The sequence below is a fragment of the Neptuniibacter sp. QD48_11 genome (genome assembly GCF_047778095.1).
Classification (GTDB): domain Bacteria; phylum Pseudomonadota; class Gammaproteobacteria; order Pseudomonadales; family Balneatricaceae; genus Neptuniibacter.
In genome coordinates, this window is sequence record NZ_CP180551.1 from 891,358 (window position 1) to 914,599 (window position 23,242).

A 23,242-nucleotide genomic window follows, 5' to 3' on the forward strand; every position below is an offset into this window, starting at 1 on the left:
CCTACTTTTCTTTGTGATGAACCATATGAGACGCCAACGCACAGGATGCTAGACGAGCAAGCGTTTTATCAGCACGGCTTGTTAGGATAATAGGCACTTTTGCACCCAATGCGATACCTGCTGATTTAGCATTGGCTAAATAGATTAGCTGCTTAGCGATCATATTTGCAGATTCTAAATCAGGGGCTAACAGAATATCGGCATCACCAGATACCTCGGAAACTATGTGCTTATCGATAGCGGCTTGTTGCGAGATCGCATTATCAAACGCTAGCGGGCCATCAATTAAGCCACCCGTAATTTGAGAGCGATCTGCCATTTTGCAAAGTGCCGCTGCATCAATAGTACTTTGAATATTCGGCTTAACTTTTTCTACCGCGGATAAAATAGCTACTTTCGGAGTCTGAACGCCTAGTGCACGGCAGAAATCGATCGCGTTTTGAGTGATATCTTTTTTGCAGTACAGATCCGGTGTGATGTTGATCGCAGCATCGGTGATGATCAGTGGCTTATGATAGTTTGGTACATCAAACACGAAGACGTGACTCAAGCGACGCTCAGTTCTGATCCCTTTAGTTTTGTGGACCACGGCACGTAGTAGTTCTGAGGTGCCTAAATGTCCTTTCATTAATACTTCGGCTTCACCGCGCTTGATCAATTCACAAGCTAGCTCTGCAGCGGCGTGGCTATGTTCGGTATTGATGAGCTCAAAATGACTGATATCCAGATTTTGTTCTTCAGCAACGGCTTTAATCTTTGCTTCAGGTCCCACTAATGTAGGGATAATTAGGTCATGCTCGGCTGCTTCCACTGCGCCAATCAGACTGTTGCCATCAACGGGATGGGCAACAGCAGTACGGATAGGGCGAGCCTTTTCAGCTTGTTCAATAAAAAATTCTAGCTGGTCGTGCAGCGGTGGTTTTTCTTGAATAACCATCAAAACCTCGAAAATAAATTGTATTACCCATTAATTGATAGAACTGAAGGTAATAATTGTATATGACCTGATTATGACGCACTGCAACATTTTTGCTAGTGATTCATGTCAGCTTTCCACGAAAAGCTTGGCTATCGTAAGGGTGATTAGTTAAAAATTTCATGTTGTTGAGTCACAAAAAAGCTAAAAATAACCTAAGGTTTAGTGTGGTCTTATAAAACATGGTGGTATAAGTAATTAGAAAATATATTGTAGTTCCAGACTATTTGGTCTGGCAGGACGGAACCTCTGGGAGATATAAGGATGCAACAAACCATTTTTGTGGTTGATGGCAGCTCAACAATTCGAACGTTTTATAAAGCAGTGCTCGAAGATGCAGGCTATCGCGTGAAACTGCATCAAACGGGTGAAAGCTGTTACAAAGCGCTTAGCTTTGATATTCCTGATCTCATTATTCTGGGAGCCGAACTGCCGGATACTGAGTGTGTTGCATTCTCCGGAAAGATTAAGTCCCGTCCCGAATTTCTTTTAGTTCCTATCATCGTTGTATCTTCTATACGCTCTATGGATCTGAAACGTAACTGTTTTCAGGCAGGCGTAACCGATTTTATTATGAAAAACTGCACTCAACACTTTTTGCTTGAAAGAGTGAAAAATGTGATTGAGCGCAAAGAGACAATGCAGTTCAGCCAACACATCGCTGGACAACGATTCAAAGTATTAGTGGCTGAGGATAGCGTGGCTTTATTAGCGCTCTATGGTCAGATGCTTGAACAATTAGGTTGTGCGCCGGTACTTTGCCAAAATGGTAAGGAGGCGTGGGAGACGCTGCAACAGCATGATGATATCGATCTAGTGATGACCGATGTCGAGATGCCAGAGATGGATGGGATCGAGCTAAACCATCTGATCCGCTCCTGCACTCAATACGATCAAGTGCCTGTGATTGTCGTAACTCAGTTCGACCAAGAAGAGCTTCTATGCGATTTGTTGACGGCAGGTGCAAGCGATTACATAACCAAACCATTTAGCCATGAAGAGCTGTGCGCGCGTGTTGGATCTCATCTTCGTACCCGTCACCTGTATAAGGAGCAACAGCGACTCAATCGAGAGTTGGATGAGGCTAATAGTTACTTGGAAGAGCGTGTTAGAGCGCGTACACAGGAACTGTATGAAGCTAATTTAGAGACAGTCCAAAAACTGGCGATGGTTTGTGATTACAAAGATAACGATACAGGTAATCACATCAATCGAGTTAAGGAGTATTCAGAAGAGTTGGGTAAAGCGATTGGATTATCTGAAGAGGTCGTCAATCGTCTTGGCTTTTCTAGCATGATGCATGACGTGGGAAAAATTACTACGCCTGATGCGATTCTTAATAAACCTGGTCCATTGGATAATCAAGAGTGGGAAGTTATGCGTTTGCATTCTTCTATTGGGGCTAAGATCTTAGGTAAGAATGCCTTTTTTAACATGGCAAGGGATATAGCAGTTGCTCACCATGAAAAAGTGGATGGTAGTGGTTACCCTAAAGGTTTGAAGGGTGATGAAATTCCACTCGCAGCGAGGATCGTTGCGGTGGTAGATGTATTTGATGCCTTGGTGTCTAAACGCAGCTATAAGGATGCTTGGACTCAACAAGAAGCGATTGAAGAGCTTCAACGAATTGCCGGTAGTCACCTTGATAAACGCCTTGTAGAGGTTTTTGTTGGGTTGCTTGAATCAGGGCATTTGGATTACATCCGACTTCAGTATCCAGAAGAGCAAGCTCAGTTGGGTTAAGTTGTTCTGTGGAAACTCCGTTTTCTATTATTTCATACCTACTTTTCTTTACTTAGGTAAGGGTGCAATTGAAAGCATGAGTATTTGGTAGGTTTTCTGTTTCTACTAAGGTTTCCATCTCTTTATATACTAGAGGTCGACTAAACAGATAACCTTGGCCGATATCGCAGCCAAACTCCCTTAGCATGGCTAGTTGGTCTTCTTCTTCTATACCTTCTGCAACTACTTTCATTTTCAATGCATGCGCCATCGTAATAATTGTATGGGTCAATGTTGCATCGCCTTGGTTATGAACCATATCTTTTACAAACGCTCGGTCTACTTTCAAGGTAGAGACAGGGAAAGTGGTTAGATAGCTGAGAGAGCTATAACCGGTACCAAAGTCGTCAATAGTGAGTGATGTGCCAAGTTCTAGCAGCTTTTCTAAACGAGGCAGTAGTTTGTCGATATTTTCTGCCAATAGGCTTTCGGTGATTTCGAGTTCAAGTCTGCTAGGGTCAATGCCAGTTTCTTTGATCACTCCAGCAACCATATCAATGACACTATCATCATTCAGCTGTCTGATTGAAAGATTCACGGCCATGATCAAAGGTGCGTCACTAAATTTCTGTAGTTCAATCAGATCTATACAGGCTTGACGTAGTGCAAACTCACCAAGCTCATTAATGACACCAATTTCTTCTGCTATTTCAATAAACTCAAATGGACCGACTGGACCTAATACAGAACTATTCCAGCGCATTAAGGCTTCAAAGCCCATAATACGTCCTGAACCTATATTGTTCTTGCTTTGGTAGGCCATATGAATTTCACCACGCTCTAGCGCTTGGCGAAGCTCCGTTTCGATAGTGTGACGGCGCTTTAAGCGTCTATCGAGTTCATGGTCAAAGAAGCTGTAACGGTTGCGGCCATCCTTCTTGGATTCGAATAGAGCGATATCAGCAAACTTGATTAATCCTACTACTTCATTGTTGTCCTCAGGGTAGCGTGAGATACCTATACTGACAGAAATATAGATCTGTTTACCCTCAATCAATACAGGTTGCTCTACATCATGTAAAATATTCTCTGCTAGCGTTTCTACTTCTTGAGTTTTTGTATACGTTGTGTGTACTAAAAATTCATCACCACTAATGTGGCATATCTGTGCTTTCCCTTTGCAACATTTAACCAACCTGCCAGCTACAAGTTGTAGTAATTGATCACCGATCATGTGACCAAATGTATCATTTACCGCTTTAAAATTATCTATATCTAAATAGAGTACAGCAACTTGCTGTTTATTTTTCCACGCGTTTTGTAGTTCTCTTGTAAGATTTTCATTAGTTCTGCGGCGATTAGGCAAGCCTGTTAAGGGATCAAAATTTGCCTGTTTGTAAAGTTTAGCCTCCGCCTTTTTACGGCTACTTATGTCTTGTACAACAACTACATAATGGGTGAGTTCTTCTTCAGGGTTTGTTATGTGGCTTATAGAGAAAGAGTACCACTTACCGTCAAAATCTGTTTTACGTTCACCAAACCAATTGCCTCTAAGTGCAATTTCATCGCTGATCTTTGTAAGGTCTTTAGTTAAAACATTGTAAGGTGGAAAATCGATAATGTTATGTCCACGGGCTTTAGTATGGGCATTAGGCTTTGCTGTAGTTAGATCAAAGTGGCTATTAGCGTATTCTATCGACCATAGGTTATCAGTGATCACAACGCTGTTAGGGCTTTGTTCAATCGCTTTAGATAATTTTTGAACTTTACGTTCTGCTTTTTGCTTTGCGTCGGACATCCGTTTGCTAATTTGTATGGAAACTCTGTAGGCAAGCAATGCAGCAAGAAGGAATAAAACAAATACAGTACCTATAGGGCGTATGCGTTCTAACCAAGAGTTGAATAAATTCGTGACCGGATAAGAGTTAAGCGTGATGAGTTTGTATTCGGGTAAATAACCTACGTTTGCTAGGACTTTCTCTCCTTTAACTTTAAGTTCTAGTCCTTGCTTCACTAGACCAGATTGCAGGTTATATTGGATTTCGGAGGCCGTTTCTTGAGCTAAACGCCAACCAAATAAATCTGAAACAAACCCTTTAGGAACAGGGTAAGACATACGTACTTGTCCGTGTTCACCTAGCAACCAGATTGTATTGTTATCTGGGCTAATAAATTTTTGCATGAGAGAGGTTTTGCCTTGAACACGATAAAAAGCGACCACGACGGCAATGATGTTTTTGTCGTTATTCAAGATAGGGACATAGAAGGGAAGTAAAGATTCTCCCAGAAGGCCTGCTCTATGAAGATAACCTATCTGAGCGGTTCGGCTTACCTTTAGGTTTTCTAATACAGTATTTGGACTTGATAACTCCGGTAGATTGATACTTCCTTTACTAAGTAGCACGTTACCTTTCGTATCGATTAGGGCAAATGTGGCTGCTTCACCGGTTGCTGAAAGAAGATACTCAAATACATTTAAAACCGAGCGTTCTTGTAGATTTTTGTCGATAAAGCGTGCTTTGACTGTTTTGACAATAAGACGTGTTTGATGATCAAAGAAAGACCGACTTTGACTGATTAGCGTCTGATTTTGTTTGTATAGCTTATCGAATTGGTTGGATTTAACATCATTCCAAAGGGCAATACCGAAAACAGTCAGTGCAGATAAAAGGATCACTGAAAGTAGTGTGAATAAAAGCCTTAGGGGTTTGATGCCTTCGTGTCCTACCATAATTACACCCTCCTTGTGACGCTGCTGGAGGAATGAATCAGCAGGTCCCTGTCACTATAGCAAATATATATCATCTTCTTATGATGTTTGATTAAACATCATAAGAAGAAACACCAAATACTGACTTGAATTACTAAAGTATCTTTTATTTGAGTAATTTTTCAAATTTGGTCTACGTGAATCTAGGGCAGCACCTTGTTGTAATATAGATTTTGTATAAAAGAAATTATTGCTTCGACCATAGCAACGTTCCGAATGGCTTTAGGATCAGTTAAGCTGTGGCAATAGATAATAGTTGGACAAGTTATTTCGTCCAAACGGATTGTTAGAGTTGAGGAACCTCATGGGATTATTGATAGATTGGTTTTTGGATTTTTGGGACAACATGCCAGGAGGCAAAATTAGCCGGGCTGTTTTTAGCGCAATCATGCTAGTCATCGTTATCTCTGTCCCTTTAGGTATTTATTGGAGCTGCCCTCCTGCAGCATTTGATCCGGTAGCAGAAGCTAAAACGGATGCTGAGGAGCAGGGCGTTAAAGTGACAACTGGTTATCCAACGGTTTATACGCTTCACCGATTGATGGATACCCTATTGCATAAGCCAGGAGGCTATATCACTAACGATGTGGCGCCTCCGGGTATTTGGTTAGATAATATCAGCAATTGGGAATATGGTGTGTTGGTCCAGTCACGTGACCTTGCACGTGCTTTACGTAAAGACTTTAGCCGTTCACAGTCTCAGTCAGTAGAGCACCCAGAATTAACAATTGCTGAGCCTCAATTCCACTTTGATGCGAATAGTTGGTTGCTGCCTTCTTCGGAATCTCAGTATAAAGAGGGCCTTGAAGCGCTACACAAATATCAAATGGAACTGACCAAGGTTACTGAATCTGAAGCTCAGTTCTATGCGCGTGCTGATAATCTAAATAACTGGTTAGGTGATGTGCAAACGCGTTTAGGTAGTCTATCTCAGCGTTTAAGTGCAAGTGTTGGTCAGAAACGTGTGAATACAGACTTAGCGGGCGATCCGGCTGCTGAGCAATCAACGCAGACTGCTTCTGATAAAGAGGTTAAAACACCTTGGCTAGAAATAGATGATGTATTTTATGAAGCGCGTGGTTCAGCTTGGGCACTGTTACATATTTTAAAAGCGGTTGAGCAAGATTTTGGTCCTGTATTGGACAAAAAGAATGCGCGTGTGAGTCTTCGTCAAATTATTCGTGAGTTGGAAGCGACTCAGGAAACAGTTTGGAGTCCAATGATTCTTAATGGTGGAGGTTTCGGTCTGTTTGCTAACCACTCCTTGGTGATGGCGAACTATATTTCCCGAGCTAATGCAGCAATTATCGATCTGCGAGAGTTGCTAGCGAAAGGTTAAGGGTTGATTAAGTATTTTTTGTTTATTTTTAAGGGGCTTAGTGCCCCTTATTTGTTTCTGGGTCTACACTAAACAGTAGTAGAGGAGAAACGTTATGCCTCGTCGTTTTATTCGTCATCCTGCAGCGATTCCAATAAAGCTATGTAATCAGCAAGCTAATAACCAAAGCGTAACTGAAGTTACCACGCAAGATGTCAGTGCAGGTGGATTGTCCTGTGAAACAGAAAAGCTAATGACCCCAGGTGAGGCTGTAGAAGTTGAGATCTCATTAGAGACACCACCTTTTAAAACTATCGGTCATGTTGTTTGGTGCAAAAGTAACGGTAATGGTTTTTTAGTCGGGATTGGCTTTTCTGATCTGGCTACAGCTTATGCTGTTCGAATGGTAGAACAGGTTTGCTACATTGAAGAGTATCGTCAAAAAATCTTAGAAGAAGAGGGGCGAGAGCTAGATTCTGAAGAAGCTGCGATTGAGTGGATTGCAGCGCACGCCCATGAGTTTCCACAAAATGTACACTGAGTAAGCATTTTAATGGGTTTCGACCTTAATATTGTGTTCCTTGTCTATTAACCACTCACCATTAAATTTAACTAACGTTAGTTGTTTTAGCGTTTTGTCTTTATAGCCGCTAGCTGCCTCGTACTGAAGCCAGAAGTCTACTTTAATTCTATTTTCCGAAAGCTTGATATTATGTAGTTTTTCTCTGATCAACTTGATCCACTTAGGGCGATTAATCGCATCGCGTCGTTTCTTAGCCCAGCGCTCATTCGTTTCGTATATACCAGTAAAGTTAGGTTTATAGCTTCTAAAATAATTTTTCAGATCTTTTGCTTGCCAGGCAGCTATCCAGTGGTCAATTTTTACAGTGGCTAGAGTGAGAGGTGAAATAACTTCGTCTTGTGGTGCAGAAACTTCAACTTTAGAAAGTTTTTCAATTTTATTAATCGTTTGAAAACCTCCCTCTATTTCATTTCGCTCGCTTGGAAAAGTAGTTTTTTCCTTGAGTGAAAACATGTTTATCTTTTCAGCACTGTTAAATGATGTTTTATTTACAGGTTGTCCTGTAATTGATACTTCTTGAGTAAGCGCGTTTTGTTCTGATTCAGGGGGATGGTTTTTGACAGTATCGGCTTTATATCCGCTAAGTTTAAAATCAGCATAGGCCGGTTCTTTCTCTGTGACAGTGATACTTGGTGGCTGCACTTTGAAAATTTGGTTCTCCTGAAGTGGTTTAGGCTCTGCAAAAATAGGGGTATCTTCCGTAGTTTTTGATTCAATTTTTTCTGTACTTGAATATAGGAAATAGTTAACCCCAAAGCCTAAAATTATAAAAATTACCAGGCTAAGAGAATACATGCCGATTTTTTCAGCTGATAAGCGAGAGGAATTTTTTTTCGAACTATTGATATCTTCTGGCGTTATTATTTTGTTATGAATCAGAGGTAATAAAATTTTATTTAGGCGGTTTATTCTTCCCTCTGTGTGCTCGATTATCAATAAATCAGTACCAATTTCATAAGGCGTGCTAGGTAGTCCCTCTTTGGAGGATAAGTAATGAATATATCCTTCAATATCATCTAGTTGAAAAAGATCTAGGACTATTTCAGTATTAATCCAGTTAATAAAATCAGCCTGCTTAAGCCCTTCAGAGTTAATAACAATATAGTCTTGGCGAACTACTACTAGTTTTATTGCTCCTTTAGTAGTTTCATCGATTTCGCATAACTGCTGTAAGGAGTTGATTACGGAATCGTCAGAATTGATAGCTTGCTGATCAATTATGAGTAGGCAGAATAGGTCTTTTTCTTTGATTGATTGGAGCGTGCGGGGTAGATCTTCTGTCTGTGCTGTAGATTTAAGTGCGTCTGATAATTTTGAATAAAGCTGAGATACTTCTGTTAACGGCTTATTAATTATAGCGACAGGAATCCCTGTTTTTTGAAATTCATTAATAAGCTCATTTATAAGTGTGCTTTTACCGGTGCCTGCGACTCCTTTAAGAATTATTGAGTTTTCGCTCAGTAAGGCTGCCTTTAGTTCACTCAAAGCTCTCTTATAAGATGCATGTCTATATGGCTCAGTATAAGAAGGTATATTTTCGCTAGATCTAATATAGCTTTCAGTAACTAACAGTTGTTCCTTTGGCATAACTTTGAATGTATCTCGGTTTCTAAACTCTAGGAAAAGCCTTAACCCTATTTCTCTAGGGTATAAATTTTAAGATTAAAAAGTAGTTTGCACAGCTAAAAGAAAAGATTATTTTCTCTTTTAGCTGTAAGGAAAATAATTAAAGCTAGCTAAGCGCTTCTTTCATCTTCTCTTGGTATGGAGGCCAGCCCATAGGTTTTCCACCTAAAAGGTGAAGATGTATATGGTAAACCGTTTGTCCGCCATCTGAGTTGCAGTTGAATACTGTACGATAACCGGATTCATCAATGCCTAACTGTTTGGCGATAGTGCTGGCTGTTTTGACCACATGGCCAACCACTTCTGTATCTTCTGCGCTAATATCATTAAGGGTTGCGATATGTTTGCGCGGAATAATGAGTGCGTGTGTCGGTGCCTGAGGGCTAATATCATTGAACGCAATTACATGCTCATCTTCGTAAATGATTTCGGCCGGAATCTCTTTATTTATGATTTTACAAAACAGGCAATCCATCGGTTTTCCTCACTGTATTAGATACTTGAATGCAGTATATCCAGTGTTACCAATGGATTAAATACTGAATAAACCGTTAGTAACTAAAGTTATCGCTTGGTTTAGAGTAGCGATTCTGTTTTCCCTTCCGCAAGAATTTCAGGGCAGTGATAGCTTTTGGTCACAGTGTTATCTGGAAGCACTGATTCAAGATGGACATCAAATCCCCATAAACGATGAATATGTCTTAGTACCTCTTCGGTGGATTGACCGAGTGGTTGTTTATTATGCATAAAGTGTCTCAAGGTTAAGCTGCGATCACCACGGACATCTACGTTGTAAACCTGAATATTTGGTTCTCTATTTCCTAAGTTATATTGAGAAGAAAGATCTTCGCGGACTTGTCGGTAGCCTGCTTCATCATGGATTGATGTGACTTCCAAATTGGCTTTTTCAGAGTTATCCATAATGGTGAAAAGTTTTAGCTCACGGATGAGTTTTGGCGAGAGGTACTGGAGAATAAAGCTCTCATCCTTATAGTTACGCATGGCGTAGTCTAATGTCTTTTTCCAATCGGAACCTGCGATATCAGGGAACCATTCGCGGTCTTCGTCGGTTGGTTCTTCACAGATACGTTTGATGTCCTGCATCATGTTGTATCCCAATGTGTAGGGATTAATGCCGTTGAAGTAAGGACTATCGAATGGCGGTTGGTAGACAACACTGGTATGTGAGTGAAGAAACTCCATCATAAATCCATCGGTTACTAAGCCTTCTTCATGCATTTGATGCAGAAGCGTGTAGTGCCAGAAGCAAGCCCAGCCTTCGTTCATTACTTGGGTCTGTTTCTGTGGATAGAAATATTGCGCCACTTTTCGAACGATACGAACAATCTCTCGTTGCCATGGTTCAAGAAGTGGGGCGTTTTTCTCTATAAAATAGAGTATGTTTTCTTCAGGTTCTTTAGGGAAGTGCTGAATAACTGGTGTTGCTCCTTCCTCTTTTTTTGGAATCGTGTTCCACAAGTCGTTTAAGTGACGCTGGATATATTCTTCCCGCGCTTGCTGGCGCTCTTTTTCTTCATCTGCTGTCAGCGGTTGTGGGCGAACATATCGATTTACGCCATAGCTCATGAGTGCATGGCACGAATCCAGTAGCTCCTCAACTGTATCTACACCGTATCTTTCTTCGCATCGGCTGATATAGCTTTTAGCAAAGAGAAGGTAATCAATAATCGCTGAGGCATCGGTCCAAGTTTTAAACAGGTAATTACCTTTAAAGAAAGAGTTGTGACCATAACAGGCATGAGCAATAACAAGGGCCTGCATTGTCATGGTGTTTTCTTCCATTAGATAAGCGATACAGGGGTCGGAATTGATTACAATCTCATAAGCAAGGCCCATTCTGCCGCGCTTATAGTTTTGTTGGGTATCAACAAACTGTTTACCAAAGGACCAATGGTTATAGTTTAAAGGCATGCCGATGGAGGCGTAGGCATCCATCATCTGTTCGGAGGTAATGACCTCGATCTGATTGGGGTATGTGTCTAAGCCGAAGTCTTTGGCAATGCGAGCGATTTCTCGGTCATATTCGGCAATAAGTTCAAAGCTCCACTCAGCTCCGGTGGATATTGGACTGCGTTTTTTCATGCTGCCCCCTCAACCTTTTTCTCAAATAGACTACGAAATACTGGGAAAATATCTGCTGGGGTTTTTATCTGTTGCATGGCAAAGCATTCTTCCCACTTTGCTTGTAGGCGTTCGTATTCATGCCATAAGTTTTGGTGGGGTCCTGTAGTGATCTCTACATAGGCGAAATACTGAACTTGCTTGAGGATCTTTTCATCAAGGAGCTGGTAGCATTTACTGGAATCTCCATCCCAGTTATCGCCATCGGATGCCTGAGCTACATAGATGTTCCAGTCTGCTGGGGAATAACGTTCTTCTAGAATATCTGAAGTCAGGTCTAAAGCGCTGGATACGATCGTGCCGCCGGTTTCGCGGGAGTAGAAGAACTCTTGTTCATCGACTTCTTTGGCGTGGGTATGGTGGCGAACAAAGACAACTTCGATCTGTTTATAATTCCGTTTCAGGAAGAGGTACAGCAAGATAAAAAAGCGTTTCGCCATGTCTTTAATGCTTTGAGTCATAGAGCCTGATACGTCCATAACGCAGAACATCACGGCCTTGCTTGAAGGCACGGGAACTTTGATTAAATTGTTGTATTTAATGTCAAAGTCATCAAGGAAAGGTACACGCTTTAAACGCTGTTTAATCTCTTCAATTTCGGAATTTAATGCTGAAATCTGTTTCTCTGCATCATCATCGGGTAAACGTTGCTCTAAGCTCAAAATTTCCGCTTTGAGTTCGCGGATTTTGCGTCTGTCTTTGCCGGTTAAGGCAATGCGACGTGCGTGGGCTGCTTTTAACGAACGCACAATATGAATCTTGTCGGGGCTACCAGCATTGGTAAATCCAGCTCGGCGGGTTTCAAATTGGGTTGCGCTTTTTAGCTGTTTTTTGACTAGATAGGGGAGTTCCAAACCATCAAACATAAAGTCTAGAAACTCTTCCTGATCGATCTGGAAGGTGAAATCATCTTCCCCTTCACCTTGATTGCTGGCTTGGCCTTCACCGCTGCCGCCGCCACCGCCGCCACCTTGCGGGCGTTGGAACTGATCCCCTACAACAAACTCTTTGTTGCCAGGGAAAACTTTATTACGAACGCCGCCTTCACCATGATGAAAAATGGGTTCGGAGATGTCCCTGCGAGGAATGGTAACGCTGCCACCTTGTTCGATCTCTTTGATGGAGCGGTTGTTCACCGCATCTTCTACTGCATCTTTAATATGTTTTTTATAGCGACGAAGAAAGCGCTGACGGTTAACCGTGCTCTTGTTCTTGGAGTTCAGGCGGCGATCTATGATGTAACTCATAATACTTCTATCCCCGTAGATGGCCTGCACTTAGGCTCTTCATCTCATTCGGGCAGGCCTTTGCCCGAATGAATGCCTTCACCAACTGTTATTGCCGATTAACTACTGTGACTTTCTAACGCGGATATACCATTCGGACAGTAATCGCACCTGCTTCTCGGTATAGCCTCGTTTTATCATCCGTTTAACAAACTCACCATGCTTGGTTTGTTCATCTGTAGAGGCTTTCGCATTAAAGGAAATAACAGGTAACAAGTCTTCCGTATTGGAGAACATTTTCTTCTCAATAACGGTACGCATTTTCTCGTAACCCATCCAAGATGGGTTTTTACCGTTGTTATTGGCACGGGCACGCAGTACAAAATTAACAATTTCGTGTCGGAAATCTTTTGGATTACTGATACCGGCAGGTTTTTCGATTTTTTCGAGTTCCTCGTTAATCGCCTGACGATCTAATATGTCACCTGTTTCTGGGTCGCGATATTCCTGATCCTGTATCCAGAAATCAGCGTATGTGACATAGCGATCAAATATATTTTGTCCGTACTCTGAGTAAGACTCTAAGTAAGCGGTCTGAATCTCTTTACCCAAAAACTCGATATATTTTGGCGCGATAAACTCTTTTAAGTAGCCCAAATAGCGATCTTGAATTTCAGCAGGGAATTGTTGCTGTTCAATCTCTTTTTCCAGAACATAAAGCAGATGGACTGGGTTAGCTGCAACTTCTGAAGGGTCAAAGTTAAAGACTTTGGATAAGATTTTGAAAGCGAAACGGGTTGAAAGGCCATCCATTGCTTCATCAACACCTGCAGAGTCCTTATATTCCTGCATGGATTTCGCTTTAGGATCCGTGTCTTTTAGATTTTCGCCGTCATAAACACGCATTTTTGAATACAAGCTAGAATTTTCAGGTTCTTTCATTCTTGATAAAACTGAGAATTGAGCAAGCATGTTGAGCGTATCTGGTGCACAGGGTGCGTTGTTTAACGAACTGTTTTCTAGAAGTTTTTCGTAGATATGGATCTCTTCAGTGACACGGCAGCAATAAGGCACTTTTACGATGTAGATACGATCGATAAAGGCCTCATTGGTTTTATTGTTTTTGAAGGTTGTCCACTCTGATTCATTCGAGTGGGCTAGGAGAATACCATCGTAAGGAATGGCCCCCATGCCTTCGGTACTGTTGTAGTTACCCTCTTGGGTCGCTGTTAATAGAGGATGGAGAACTTTGATAGGTGCTTTAAACATCTCCACAAATTCCATCATGCCCTGATTGGCACGACAGAGCGCGCCAGAGAAACTATAAGCATCTGGATCATGTTGTGGGAAGTCTTCCAATTTACGAATATCAACTTTACCCACAAGGCTAGAAATATCTTGGTTGTTTTCATCACCTGGTTCGGTTTTGGCAATGGCAATCTGATCCAAAATAGAAGGGTAGAGTTTTACTACACGGAATTTAGAAATATCCCCACCATATTCGTGTAAACGCTTGGCCGCCCAAGGTGACATGATGCCTTTTAAGTAGCGTGAAGGAATACCGTATTCTTCTTGAAGAATGACACCATCTTCTTCCGGTTTGAATAGACCTAAAGGTGACTCAAAAACAGGTGAATCTTTAATGGCATAGAATGGAATGTGCTCCATTAAATGCTTAAGGCGTTCGGCCAAGGACGATTTACCGCCACCCACTGGACCAAGTAAGTAAAGGATCTGTTTACGTTCTTCTAGACCTTGAGCCGCATGTTTAAAGTAGGAGACAATATTTTCGATCGCATCTTCCATACCATAAAACTCGCTAAATGCAGGGTAACGGCGGATCAGTTTGTTCGAAAAAATACGACTTAGTCTTGGATCAGCAGCGGTATCAACCATTTCAGGTTCACCGATCGCTTGCAGCATACGTTCAGCCGCATCAGCGTAGATCATAGGGTCCTGTTTACACAGTTGGAGATATTCGTCCAAACTGTATTCTTCCTGCTGAACAGAATCATAGCGGGCTTTATAGTGGTCAAAGATACTCATACAAATCACCTTTATTCAGCCAAGCTTATTTGGATTTTTGAATAATTATGTCAGGCTGTTTTGCTTGCTTACCTGTAGTTAGTGTAGTTCACATTTTTGAACTCTGAACATTTGACTCTAAAACTTTCCTTAAGGTTTCATCGTTTAATAATCTTATGATTTATAAGGACTTATATTTCTTGTAGTTCAAGGTTTTGGATAAACGTAGCTAGAAATCGAGCCGCTTCGCCGCCAGTGAGTGCGCGGTGATCAAAGGTAAGTGAAATAGGAAGAATACGATGAATTTTTATTTCCTCACCTACGGCTACAACTTGTTTGCGAATAACGCCTGCACCAATAATTGCCACTTGTGGGGGAACCACAAGTGGATTTGCGTAACGTCCGGCAATAGTGCCGAAATTACTCAACGTGATTGTGGCTCCTTGTAGTTCAGAAGCAGGGATCGTTCTGTTTTTGACATCTGTACGGAGAAGATTTAATCCTTCTCGTAGATGGGAAGGTGAGCGGTTACTAATGTCACGTAATACTGGAACAAATAATCCCTGTTCTGTATCAACCGCGATACCAAGATCAATTTTGGAATGTATTCGCCGACTGAGGGTATTGCCATCAAACCACGAATTAATTGCTGGTTCTGTTGTGCAGGCTTCTGCTATGGCATGGATTAACCGTTGTGTGATATCTGTGCCTTTAGGCCAGCTATTAATATCTGCATCTTCATGAATAGTGACAGGCACGACTTCACTATGCGCTTTGCTCATGACCTGCGCCATATGCTTACGAACCCCACGTAAAGGCTCAGCTTTGCCATGGGTTTGATCCAGTCGAGCGGCTTGTTCAACGTCTTTTGGCGTGATGTTGCCTTGTTGTCCGCTACCTTTTACTTGGTTTAAATCGATATTTAAGCGTTTGGCTAAGGCTCTTACTGCTGGTGTCGCTTTCTGTGTTGTTGCACTGATTTGGCTGCTTGGAGCGGCACCAATAAAGAAGGAATCTTGAGTAGTGGAGTCTGTGTTTGCTTGTGGAATTTCACCGACAACAGTACCACTGTCACTGTCTTCTTCACCTTCAAATTCCAATAGGGGCTCTCCAGTGTGGATAACATCACCTGGCTGCCCAAATAGATGCGCTATCACACCTGCTTGCGGAGAGGGTACTTGAATAATCGCTTTGGCTGTTTCTACAGACAGGAGTACTTGGTCTGTTTCTACAGAATCACCTTCTTTGATATTCCATTCCACAATTTCTGCTTCAGGAAGTCCTTCGCCGAGATCTGGTAGTTTGAAATATTTCATGCGAACTCCAATGTCTCATTGATACTGTCGATGATGTCTTGAGTGTTAGGTAGGTAGTGATTTTCAAGACGGAAATAGGGCATAACAGTGTCATAACCCGTTACCCGAGCAATAGGCGCTTGTAGATCTAAGAGTGCTCTCTCTGCGATGGTTGCAGCTATTTCTGCACCTATACCCGCATTTCTAGGGGCCTCATGTACAATCACAACGCGCCCCGTCTTTTTCACGGAGGCTAGAATTGTAGTCATATCTAAAGGGCTGATACTGGCTACATCGATCACTTCACAGTGCACACCTTTATTTTGGAAATGCTCTGCTGCTGCTAATGTTTCTGTGATCATTGCACCCCAGCTAATTAACGTAATATCTGAGCCCTCACGTAGCGTAAAACAGCTGCCTAAAGGCAATGCTTCGCCGTTATCTAAAATCTCTTGTTGCTGGCTGCGATAGATCCGCTTGGGTTCTAAAAAGAGCACAGGGTCTGGATCTCGAATGGCTGCTAAAAGAAGCCCGTACGCACGTGCTGGAGAGGAGGGAATGACGACCTTAAGGCCAGGAATGTGAGCCAAAAGGGCTTCAGTACTTTCCGAGTGATGTTCAGGGGCATGAATGCCTCCACCAAAAGGAGCTCTAATCACCATAGGGCAGGTGAGACGGCCGCGGGTTCTATTTCGCATGCGTGCGGCATGACAGATGATCTGCTCTAATGCGGGGAAGATAAAGCCCATAAACTGGATCTCAGCCACTGGTTTCAAACCTTGGCTGGCCATACCTATACTCAGCCCTGCGATCATAGACTCTGCTAATGGCGTGTCCATTACGCGCTTAAGGCCAAACTCATCTCTTAGATTCGCGGTAGCGCGAAAAACACCGCCATTAACGCCAATATCTTCTCCCAATAGAACGATCTCCTCGTCCCTTCGCATCTCTGAGGCCAAAGCTAGATTGACCGCTTCAAGAAGACATACTGAATGTTTCATGATGCATCCTCCTCAGCATGGCTAGCATTTGGCATCGCCTTGATTGTCGCCCAGTCCCTCTGTTCGATGAGATGCTCGGGTAGCTCGGCATACATGTAATCGAACATGGACTCGGGAGCTTGAGGATCAATTGCTAAATACTTTTCTGCTGCTTGTTGGACGAGTTGCGTGATCTCTTGTTGAAGAGCTTGTTCTTTCGATTCGTCCCAAAAGCCTTGAGTAACCATGAAGTTACGCAAGCGTTTTACTGGTTCTTTCTCCCAAGCTTGTTTCAGCTCTTCGTTATCTCTATAACGGGTCGCATCATCCGCTGTAGTGTGATCACTTAAGCGGTAGCTTATGGCTTCAATCAGGGTGGCTCCTTTGCCGTCATAAGCACGCTGTAAAGCTTGAGTTACTGCCTCACGCATCGCAATCACATCGTTACCATCCACTTGCATACCGGGAATTCCAGCGGCTTGTGCTTTGTCAGCTAACTGAGCTGCAGCGGATTGAATTTTACGCGGTACCGAGATAGCCCACTGGTTGTTGTTGATTATAAAGACTACAGGCAGTTGCCATACCCCAGCGATGTTTAGGGATTCCATAAAATCCCCTTTAGAGGTGCCGCCATCGCCAATTAAGGTCACAGCAGCCTGTTTTTGATTGCGAATTTTTAGCGCTGTAGCAACACCGCAGGCATGTAATGATTGAGTGGCGATCGGAACTGAGTTGGGGAAGTCCTTCTTCATCTGGGGTGATGCATTGCCGCGTTCATCCCCACCCCAATATAGAAGAATATCTTCAAGGGCGAGCCCTCTAATCATCTGGCAGGCATGGTTTCGATAGTAGGGCACGAGAACATCTTCTTCGCTCATGCAGAGTGCTGTTGGAACATCGATACCTTCTGAACCTAGTAGGGATGCGTAAGTGCCCAATTGTCCTGTACGTTGTAGCGCGATGGCTTTAGCGTCAAACTGTCTAGCTAATACCATGTTGTGATAGCAGCGTAGGAACCAATCAGGTGATTGGCACCATTGTGGCAAGCGCTGTGTGGGGTTCCCCTCACTATCTAAATATTGCAGTGGTGCGTGACTCATAACTCATCCTCCTAACCGCTTTCATTAGCTTAAGCTGCGGAATTGAAATCGTTAGATGCACTGATGATTTGTTCAGCCTGGTGATTGGCTAGACGATGTACACCTTGCTTAGCTTGCGCTGCGTTTTGATAAAGTTGGGTGAGAGAATCACCTATTTGAATAACTTTTTGGCGGATTTCTCGGCTGTTCTGTTTTGAATATTGCAGCGCTACAAAAATTAAACCGCCTGCGTTGATCAGATAATCAGGTGCGTAAAGGATATCTTGTGCGGCTAGCAGGTCGCCGTGTTTCTCTTCCGCTAGTTGATTGTTGGCTGAGCCAGCAATGATGGATACACGAAGTTGCTGTAGGGTCGTGTCGTTTATGATTGCTCCAAGCCCACAAGGGCAGAAGACATCAGCATCGACTGCGTAAATCTGATCTGGTGACACGCTTGCTGCATTAAAATTTTTCTCGCATTGAGTTACTCTAGCTTGATCAATGTCGGTGACCGTCAGTTTGGCTCCGGCTTGATGAAGTAAACGGGCTACTTCAAAGCCTACATGGCCTAAGCCTTGGATACTGACGTGCACACCTTTCAGTGACGTTCGATTTAACTTGAATCTGACGGAAGCTTTAATCCCTTCAAACACGCCGAGTGCGGTATAGGGAGAGGGATCGCCAGTGGCTTGAGTGCAGGTTACAAAGGAGGTGCTCTTTTGAATCTGATCCATGTCGCTAATCTTAGTACCGCTGTCCATTGCGGTAATGTATTCACCACCTAAACCATCAACAAATTGACCAAAGCGTTGCATAAGAGCGGCGCGGTTGAAGTCTGATTCGGGCTTGATAATAACTGCTTTAGCACCACCGTGGGGAAGCCCTGCGAGTGCTGCTTTATAGCTCATGCCACGTGCCAATCTGAGCGCATCTGTAATGGCTGCATCGTCATTGTTGTAGTGGATAAATCTGCAGCCGCCGATTGCGGGGCCACGTAAAGTCGAGTGAATGGCAATAATAGCCTTGAGGCCCGTTTCAGGGTCATGACAAAAATGAAGGCGTTGTGTGCCATTGCTTTCCATCTGTTCAAACATCACGGGGTCCTCCGTCTGTATCTACAGGAAAACATCAAATTCGATCAGTTAATTGGTGATTGGTGGGTCGCACTTTTACCAACTAACTGAACTTTGTATGCGGTAGCGTGTCTTTTGGATCTCTACACTTTTGGAATAGCACAGTTTTAGGCAAATTTCAGATTGAAAAATTCAAAATAAATTGCCAAATCTTTTGGTTTTTGCAGTTGCGAAAAGGGCTGAAGGTGTGACGTTTCGCTGAATTTAACTAGGGTATTGCTAGAAAATTACTGCGAAAACAAAAAAACTTAAAAGCTTCAAATTTAGTAGTGGAAAAAGCATTTTTTCAAGGGCGATAGAGTCCCATTCAGGATGAATATCGTTATAATCATTGGTTAATAAAAAATAGGTTGGGGCTTTCTGGATAGATGAAAAAAAGTTTCGTTTGTACTGTAGTGATGTTGGGCGCACTGGGTATTCCTCAGAGTAGCTTATTTGCTGAAGAAGCTGCTCCCTATGGAATCTCAGAAGGGAATGAAGAGTTACTTTTAAGTGGCTTAAATAACCTCAAGAGCCATGAGCTCGATTCGGCTTTATCGGATCTTAAAGAGCTTACCGAACGTCGACCTGATTTCCGTCTAGCTCAGCTTGTGTATGCTGATATTCTAGCAGCGCAGGCTCAAGGAGCTCCACTAAGCAATAAACGTGGCGCCCATCAACAAAAGATCGAAGGGTTAATTTCTGAAGCAAAAGCTAGATTGCTAATGGAAATGGAAAAGCCTTCTGCAGATATGCTACCTGCAGACATGTTGACTTTGTCTCCAGATCAAAAGCATATCATCATTGTTGATACCCGTTTATCGCGCCTTTTCCTATTTGAAAACCAAAACGGTATTCCTGTACTTGTTAAAGACTATTACGCTTCGTATGGTCGTGGTGGTACAGGAAAAGAGGTCGAGGGTGACCTTAAAACCCCTCTAGGTGTTTATTTCACTACCAGCCGATTAGAAGATGAGAATTTACCCTCTCGTTATGGGTCCGGTGCATTGCCGATTAATTACCCTAACGTATGGGATAAGAGGTTAGGACGCACGGGTTATGGAATCTGGCTTCATGGCTCCCCAGTGGAAACTTACAGTCGTCCACCTAAAGCAAGTGAAGGGTGTATCTCCTTAACCAATCCTGATTTTATTGAACTGGATAACACGGTTAACTATCTGAACACGCCTGTTCTAGTTGGTCATAATGTTCGTTGGATAAAGAAAGCTGATTGGCTTGAACAGAAAGAGCGTTTCACTAACTTGGTTGAGCGTTGGGCGTCTGATTGGGAAAGCCTTGATCATCAGCGCTATATCGAGAACTATTCTCAAAATTATGACGACGGTAAACGTAAATATTTGCAGTATTCCAGCTACAAGAAACGTGTGAATGGCTCGAAAAAATTTGTAGATATCGATCTGCAAAACTTGAGTATCTACCGGTATCCAGATAATCCGAATCTGGTTGTAGCTACATTCCAACAAGATTACAAAAGTAATAACCTTTCTGGCAGCTCAGTAAAGCGCCAATACTGGACTTTTGATCAAGGGCGCTGGCGTATTGCTTATGAAGGTAAACCATCAAAAGGCAGACCTTAAAATCTCAGGGGGTTAGGTTTGAGCGATTCAAGTTTAAGTTCTGCTGAGCTACTACTGATAAATTTATCTGATCATCAGGTCATTCGTATTGAAGGATCTGCACGTTGGATGGAAAACCTGGCAGATCAAGTTAAACAAACTGAACTTGATACGCTTGAGATTAAAGACCTTCAGGCTTTGGATGTTGTACAGGATAATCTTGCTAAATTTCTTCAAGTGGAAGCTGGCGTTTCTTTTATTCGGCAGGAATTAGAATGTTGGTTGCAGCATGGGCGTCGTCTATGCATCATTGTTAATAGTGATGATGTTAGTACAGAGGCTCTGACTTATTTATTAGGTCTTCCTTCTATCTGTGATGAAACTGGTCCCGCGGTAACAATCATTTTATTAAGCACGCCGGAAATCGTTTCTGTATTCAAATCTTCTTCGTTACTCGCCAGCAAGTTGGATGGTTATTACCAAGAGGAAGTAGATTCCAGTCCTGTGTCTGCAGGTGGAAACAAGCCTCTGGTTGCTATTGGAGCTCTAGCGGTTGTTTGTCTAAGCGCTGGTGGATGGTATTGGTTTGATGCCCAGCAGGACTCCTTGGCTCCTGCGGCAGTAGCAAAAAGTACGGAGAATTTATCTCCTAAAATTGTTGAAACGGAGATTACTCGATCCTCGCAAAGTGAAAAGGTATCGATAGCTGAGCATCCACAAGATACCAAGGCAGCTAAGCCCGTTATCCCTGAGGAGAAGACGGAACTTGCAGCAGAACCAAGCGTTACTAAAGTTAAAACTGCACCTGCTGTTGTTAAGTCTCCTGAGCCTGTAGCGGTTGAAAAAAAGCTTAACCCAGAACTTGTGGCTTCTTTGACGGCTACAGTGGAGCAAGCTAAACAGAAACGTGATAAAACGTTACAAAGTTCGATAGAGCAAGTTAAAAAAGCTCAAGAACCGTCTAAGGTAGTTGAGCCAGCAAAAACTGCTGATGCTTTAAAAGTAGCTGAAGCTGAGCTGAAAAAAGGGACACTACCTAAATCAGCGGTCGCAGCTATTCAGCCTAAAGATGTTTCACCTATGCCTTCTGCTGAACCTCAGCCGCAAACGAAACCGGTGACTGAGTTTGTGGTGAAGCCTGGCCCTAAAGAAAATAATGTAAAAGCTGTGCGCGAAGTTTTTACCACTTGGCATACTGCGTGGGAGCAGCAGAACTGGGATAATTACATCAACAGTTATCTTCAAAATTCTACGTTGTATGGCGTGAAAATGTCACTTGAAGAGTGGCGTGAATTTCGTAAAGATCGTTTACTTTCGCCTGATTGGATCAAGTTAGAGATTAAATCTCCGAAGTTTACTCGTCTTAATTCACATTGGTACAGAGTCGAGTTTTATCAACGTTTCGAGAAACCTGGTTATGCTGATGAGACCAATAAGCGTCTAGAGCTGACCCTCACGTCTGCTGGTTGGAAGATCGCTTCTGAAGCTACCAAAGGGACTGTTGTGCTAAAACGCCCTAGGCTGTAAATTTTCTAGATACAAAAAAGCCCCTTTCTTAAGGGGCTTTTTTGAGGTCTATTTAAGTAAGCCTAAGCTTTTCTCTAGGCTGATCTTCCACTTATCGTCGACTTTAACCAGTATTAGACGCTTTTTAACCGCATCTTTAAAGTTATCCGACTGGTAGTGTTGATTAAAGTGAGCTTCTGCCAAGTTCTCTCTGAGAATCTTGATATTGATCTGATCCAGTTCAACACGAATGAATTTAGGTTTACTCAAACGCTGAGCCCGCTGTTGAACCCACTGCTGATGGCTTAATTTAGCATTTGGACGGTAAAGCGCTGTATAAGAGTTTACATAACTTGAGTGATCTTTGTTGCTCCAAGCTCCAGCCCAATTATTGATGTGCGCTAATACCTCAGATTCCGGTAAAGCCTGAACCTCAAGCCTAGTTACTTCAGGAGCTGCATTTGTTTGTTCTTTAATTTCAGCTGCTTCATTGCCTAGTGCTTCTGCTTTTGATCCTAGGGTTGAGGTCGTCGTAACGGGTGCAGCTGGGAGTTTCTCTTTTGGTTCAACTGGCTGAGGTTGCGCTTTAACTTTTTCTACCGCTGCAATATCTATCGGTTGTTCAGAGACTGCTGAAGCCATAGGGGCAGAAGTGTTGTCCTGGATACTTGGGGGGTGGTTGATCATGGCAAGGTTTGGACCGTGCTCAACAGCACTTAAGTCCAATGCTTTGTTATAGGCTTTTGATGCCATTGTTGCATAAAGCTCTTTCAAGTTAACGTGAACTTGTGCGTAGCTTGGGTGAGTCTGGAACGCTTGCTGAAGTGTTTCTATTGCTTGAGGGAAATTACCCTCTTCAGAATAGATCACTGCCAAGTTGTTAAAGGCTTCTGGGCGATCAGGATGAGATTGAGTTAGAGCCTGAAAGATGGATTTAGCAGCAGTTTTATTGCCTTGGTTGTTCAGGATAATCCCCTTGGCTAGTAAGGCAGAAGATAGATTAGGTTGTTGAGCTAGTAAAAGCTCAATTTTAGCTAGAGCCTCTTGATTTTTGCCCTGTTGGCTAAGTTTCAAACTTTGTTCGATAGCTATAGGTGAGTTGGTTAGGTTGGGGGGAGTAATGCTGACGGTAGCAATATACTCTTGAGAACCTTCGGGTATTTGTTGGGTCTTGTAAGTTTGAAGAAACTTAGGTTGTAGGTTGTTAGAGAGATTGCAGCCAGTAAGTAAGGACACTGCGAATAAGGTACTTATCGTTGTACGTAGTAAATTTTTGCCTGATTTACATTTAAAGTGGGTCATGTA

17 protein-coding genes are annotated in these 23,242 nt (G+C 42.7%); 5 read left to right on the forward strand and 12 right to left on the reverse strand.

Going from position 1 to position 23,242, the window contains the following annotated elements:
* Position 1: 1 nt before the first annotated feature.
* The gene (locus ACMXYU_RS03955; RefSeq protein ID WP_415900302.1) at positions 2–937 is read right to left on the reverse strand and encodes a bifunctional enoyl-CoA hydratase/phosphate acetyltransferase; all 936 of its coding nucleotides are present in this window, start codon (positions 935–937) and stop codon (positions 2–4) included.
* Positions 938–1,240: 303 nt separating this feature from the next.
* Here ACMXYU_RS03955 and ACMXYU_RS03960 point away from each other — a divergent pair, with 303 nt between their 5' ends.
* Positions 1,241–2,719, forward strand: a complete 1,479-nt coding sequence (locus tag ACMXYU_RS03960; RefSeq protein WP_415900303.1) for a response regulator — start codon at positions 1,241–1,243, stop codon at positions 2,717–2,719.
* Positions 2,720–2,771: 52 nt separating this feature from the next.
* On the opposite strand, the gene ACMXYU_RS03965 is transcribed toward ACMXYU_RS03960, so the two are convergent.
* Positions 2,772–5,429: an EAL domain-containing protein gene (locus ACMXYU_RS03965; protein WP_415900304.1), complete on the reverse strand. Its 2,658-nt coding sequence runs from the start codon at positions 5,427–5,429 to the stop codon at positions 2,772–2,774.
* Between the two features lie 343 nt (positions 5,430–5,772).
* On the opposite strand from ACMXYU_RS03965, the gene ACMXYU_RS03970 reads away from it, so the two are divergent.
* Together ACMXYU_RS03970 and ACMXYU_RS03975 are read left to right on the forward strand one after the other, a co-directional pair.
* Positions 5,773–6,807, forward strand: a complete 1,035-nt coding sequence (locus tag ACMXYU_RS03970) for a DUF2333 family protein (protein ID WP_415900305.1) — start codon at positions 5,773–5,775, stop codon at positions 6,805–6,807.
* Positions 6,808–6,901: 94 nt separating this feature from the next.
* Positions 6,902–7,327 (forward strand): PilZ domain-containing protein, encoded by a 426-nt coding sequence (locus ACMXYU_RS03975; RefSeq protein ID WP_415900306.1) that lies wholly within the window; start codon positions 6,902–6,904, stop codon positions 7,325–7,327.
* 9 nt (positions 7,328–7,336) lie between these two features.
* On the opposite strand, the gene ACMXYU_RS03980 is transcribed toward ACMXYU_RS03975, so the two are convergent.
* From ACMXYU_RS03980 to ACMXYU_RS04020, 9 genes are all read right to left on the reverse strand, one after another.
* Positions 7,337–8,956, reverse strand: a complete 1,620-nt coding sequence (locus ACMXYU_RS03980; protein ID WP_415900307.1) for an AAA family ATPase — start codon at positions 8,954–8,956, stop codon at positions 7,337–7,339.
* Between the two features lie 145 nt (positions 8,957–9,101).
* Positions 9,102–9,470 carry a histidine triad nucleotide-binding protein gene (locus tag ACMXYU_RS03985; protein WP_415900309.1) on the reverse strand — a complete coding sequence of 123 codons (369 nt, stop codon included), beginning with the start codon at positions 9,468–9,470 and terminating at the stop codon, positions 9,102–9,104.
* Positions 9,471–9,571: 101 nt separating this feature from the next.
* The gene (locus tag ACMXYU_RS03990) at positions 9,572–11,098 is read right to left on the reverse strand and encodes a SpoVR family protein (RefSeq protein WP_415900311.1); all 1,527 of its coding nucleotides are present in this window, start codon (positions 11,096–11,098) and stop codon (positions 9,572–9,574) included.
* The gene (locus tag ACMXYU_RS03995; protein WP_415897666.1) at positions 11,095–12,384 is read right to left on the reverse strand and encodes a YeaH/YhbH family protein; all 1,290 of its coding nucleotides are present in this window, start codon (positions 12,382–12,384) and stop codon (positions 11,095–11,097) included. The genes ACMXYU_RS03990 and ACMXYU_RS03995 overlap by 4 nt, the downstream gene beginning before the upstream one ends.
* Positions 12,385–12,486: 102 nt before the next feature.
* Positions 12,487–14,409, reverse strand: coding sequence for a PrkA family serine protein kinase (locus ACMXYU_RS04000; RefSeq protein WP_415900312.1), 1,923 nt, complete (start codon positions 14,407–14,409; stop codon positions 12,487–12,489).
* 170 nt (positions 14,410–14,579) lie between these two features.
* Positions 14,580–15,704 (reverse strand): dihydrolipoamide acetyltransferase family protein, encoded by a 1,125-nt coding sequence (locus tag ACMXYU_RS04005; RefSeq protein ID WP_415900313.1) that lies wholly within the window; start codon positions 15,702–15,704, stop codon positions 14,580–14,582.
* The gene (locus ACMXYU_RS04010) at positions 15,701–16,684 is read right to left on the reverse strand and encodes an alpha-ketoacid dehydrogenase subunit beta (RefSeq protein WP_415883729.1); all 984 of its coding nucleotides are present in this window, start codon (positions 16,682–16,684) and stop codon (positions 15,701–15,703) included. The genes ACMXYU_RS04005 and ACMXYU_RS04010 overlap by 4 nt, the downstream gene beginning before the upstream one ends.
* Positions 16,681–17,763, reverse strand: coding sequence for a pyruvate dehydrogenase (acetyl-transferring) E1 component subunit alpha (gene pdhA, locus ACMXYU_RS04015; protein ID WP_415900314.1), 1,083 nt, complete (start codon positions 17,761–17,763; stop codon positions 16,681–16,683). Before pdhA ends, ACMXYU_RS04010 begins: the two co-directional genes overlap by 4 nt.
* 29 nt (positions 17,764–17,792) lie before the next feature.
* Positions 17,793–18,836, reverse strand: coding sequence for a Leu/Phe/Val dehydrogenase (locus tag ACMXYU_RS04020; RefSeq protein WP_415900315.1), 1,044 nt, complete (start codon positions 18,834–18,836; stop codon positions 17,793–17,795).
* A 407-nt stretch (positions 18,837–19,243) separates the two neighbouring features.
* Here ACMXYU_RS04020 and ACMXYU_RS04025 point away from each other — a divergent pair, with 407 nt between their 5' ends.
* Both ACMXYU_RS04025 and ACMXYU_RS04030 read left to right on the forward strand, forming a co-directional pair.
* Complete coding sequence (locus tag ACMXYU_RS04025) at positions 19,244–20,452, forward strand: L,D-transpeptidase family protein (protein ID WP_415900317.1); 1,209 nt, start codon at positions 19,244–19,246, stop codon at positions 20,450–20,452.
* Positions 20,453–20,470: 18 nt separating this feature from the next.
* Positions 20,471–21,958, forward strand: a complete 1,488-nt coding sequence (locus ACMXYU_RS04030) for a hypothetical protein (protein WP_415900318.1) — start codon at positions 20,471–20,473, stop codon at positions 21,956–21,958.
* Between the two features lie 48 nt (positions 21,959–22,006).
* On the opposite strand, the gene ACMXYU_RS04035 is transcribed toward ACMXYU_RS04030, so the two are convergent.
* Positions 22,007–23,239 (reverse strand): tetratricopeptide repeat protein, encoded by a 1,233-nt coding sequence (locus ACMXYU_RS04035; RefSeq protein WP_415900320.1) that lies wholly within the window; start codon positions 23,237–23,239, stop codon positions 22,007–22,009.
* Positions 23,240–23,242: the final 3 nt, after the last annotated feature.

Excerpts from the sequence above, each read along its gene's own strand:
- ACMXYU_RS03955 (WP_415900302.1), bottom strand. The coding sequence starts at position 937 with ATGGTTATTCAAGAAAAACCACCGCTGCACGACCAGCTAGAATTTTTT.
- ACMXYU_RS03960 (WP_415900303.1), top strand. The coding sequence starts at position 1,241 with ATGCAACAAACCATTTTTGTGGTTGATGGCAGCTCAACAATTCGAACG.
- ACMXYU_RS03965 (WP_415900304.1), bottom strand. The coding sequence starts at position 5,429 with ATGGTAGGACACGAAGGCATCAAACCCCTAAGGCTTTTATTCACACTA.
- ACMXYU_RS03970 (WP_415900305.1), top strand. The coding sequence starts at position 5,773 with ATGGGATTATTGATAGATTGGTTTTTGGATTTTTGGGACAACATGCCA.
- ACMXYU_RS03975 (WP_415900306.1), top strand. The coding sequence starts at position 6,902 with ATGCCTCGTCGTTTTATTCGTCATCCTGCAGCGATTCCAATAAAGCTA.
- ACMXYU_RS03980 (WP_415900307.1), bottom strand. The coding sequence starts at position 8,956 with ATGCCAAAGGAACAACTGTTAGTTACTGAAAGCTATATTAGATCTAGC.
- ACMXYU_RS03985 (WP_415900309.1), bottom strand. The coding sequence starts at position 9,470 with ATGGATTGCCTGTTTTGTAAAATCATAAATAAAGAGATTCCGGCCGAA.
- ACMXYU_RS03990 (WP_415900311.1), bottom strand. The coding sequence starts at position 11,098 with ATGAAAAAACGCAGTCCAATATCCACCGGAGCTGAGTGGAGCTTTGAA.
- ACMXYU_RS03995 (WP_415897666.1), bottom strand. The coding sequence starts at position 12,384 with ATGAGTTACATCATAGATCGCCGCCTGAACTCCAAGAACAAGAGCACG.
- ACMXYU_RS04000 (WP_415900312.1), bottom strand. The coding sequence starts at position 14,409 with ATGAGTATCTTTGACCACTATAAAGCCCGCTATGATTCTGTTCAGCAG.
- ACMXYU_RS04005 (WP_415900313.1), bottom strand. The coding sequence starts at position 15,704 with ATGAAATATTTCAAACTACCAGATCTCGGCGAAGGACTTCCTGAAGCA.
- ACMXYU_RS04010 (WP_415883729.1), bottom strand. The coding sequence starts at position 16,684 with ATGAAACATTCAGTATGTCTTCTTGAAGCGGTCAATCTAGCTTTGGCC.
- pdhA (WP_415900314.1), bottom strand. The coding sequence starts at position 17,763 with ATGAGTCACGCACCACTGCAATATTTAGATAGTGAGGGGAACCCCACA.
- ACMXYU_RS04020 (WP_415900315.1), bottom strand. The coding sequence starts at position 18,836 with ATGTTTGAACAGATGGAAAGCAATGGCACACAACGCCTTCATTTTTGT.
- ACMXYU_RS04025 (WP_415900317.1), top strand. The coding sequence starts at position 19,244 with ATGAAAAAAAGTTTCGTTTGTACTGTAGTGATGTTGGGCGCACTGGGT.
- ACMXYU_RS04035 (WP_415900320.1), bottom strand. The coding sequence starts at position 23,239 with ATGACCCACTTTAAATGTAAATCAGGCAAAAATTTACTACGTACAACG.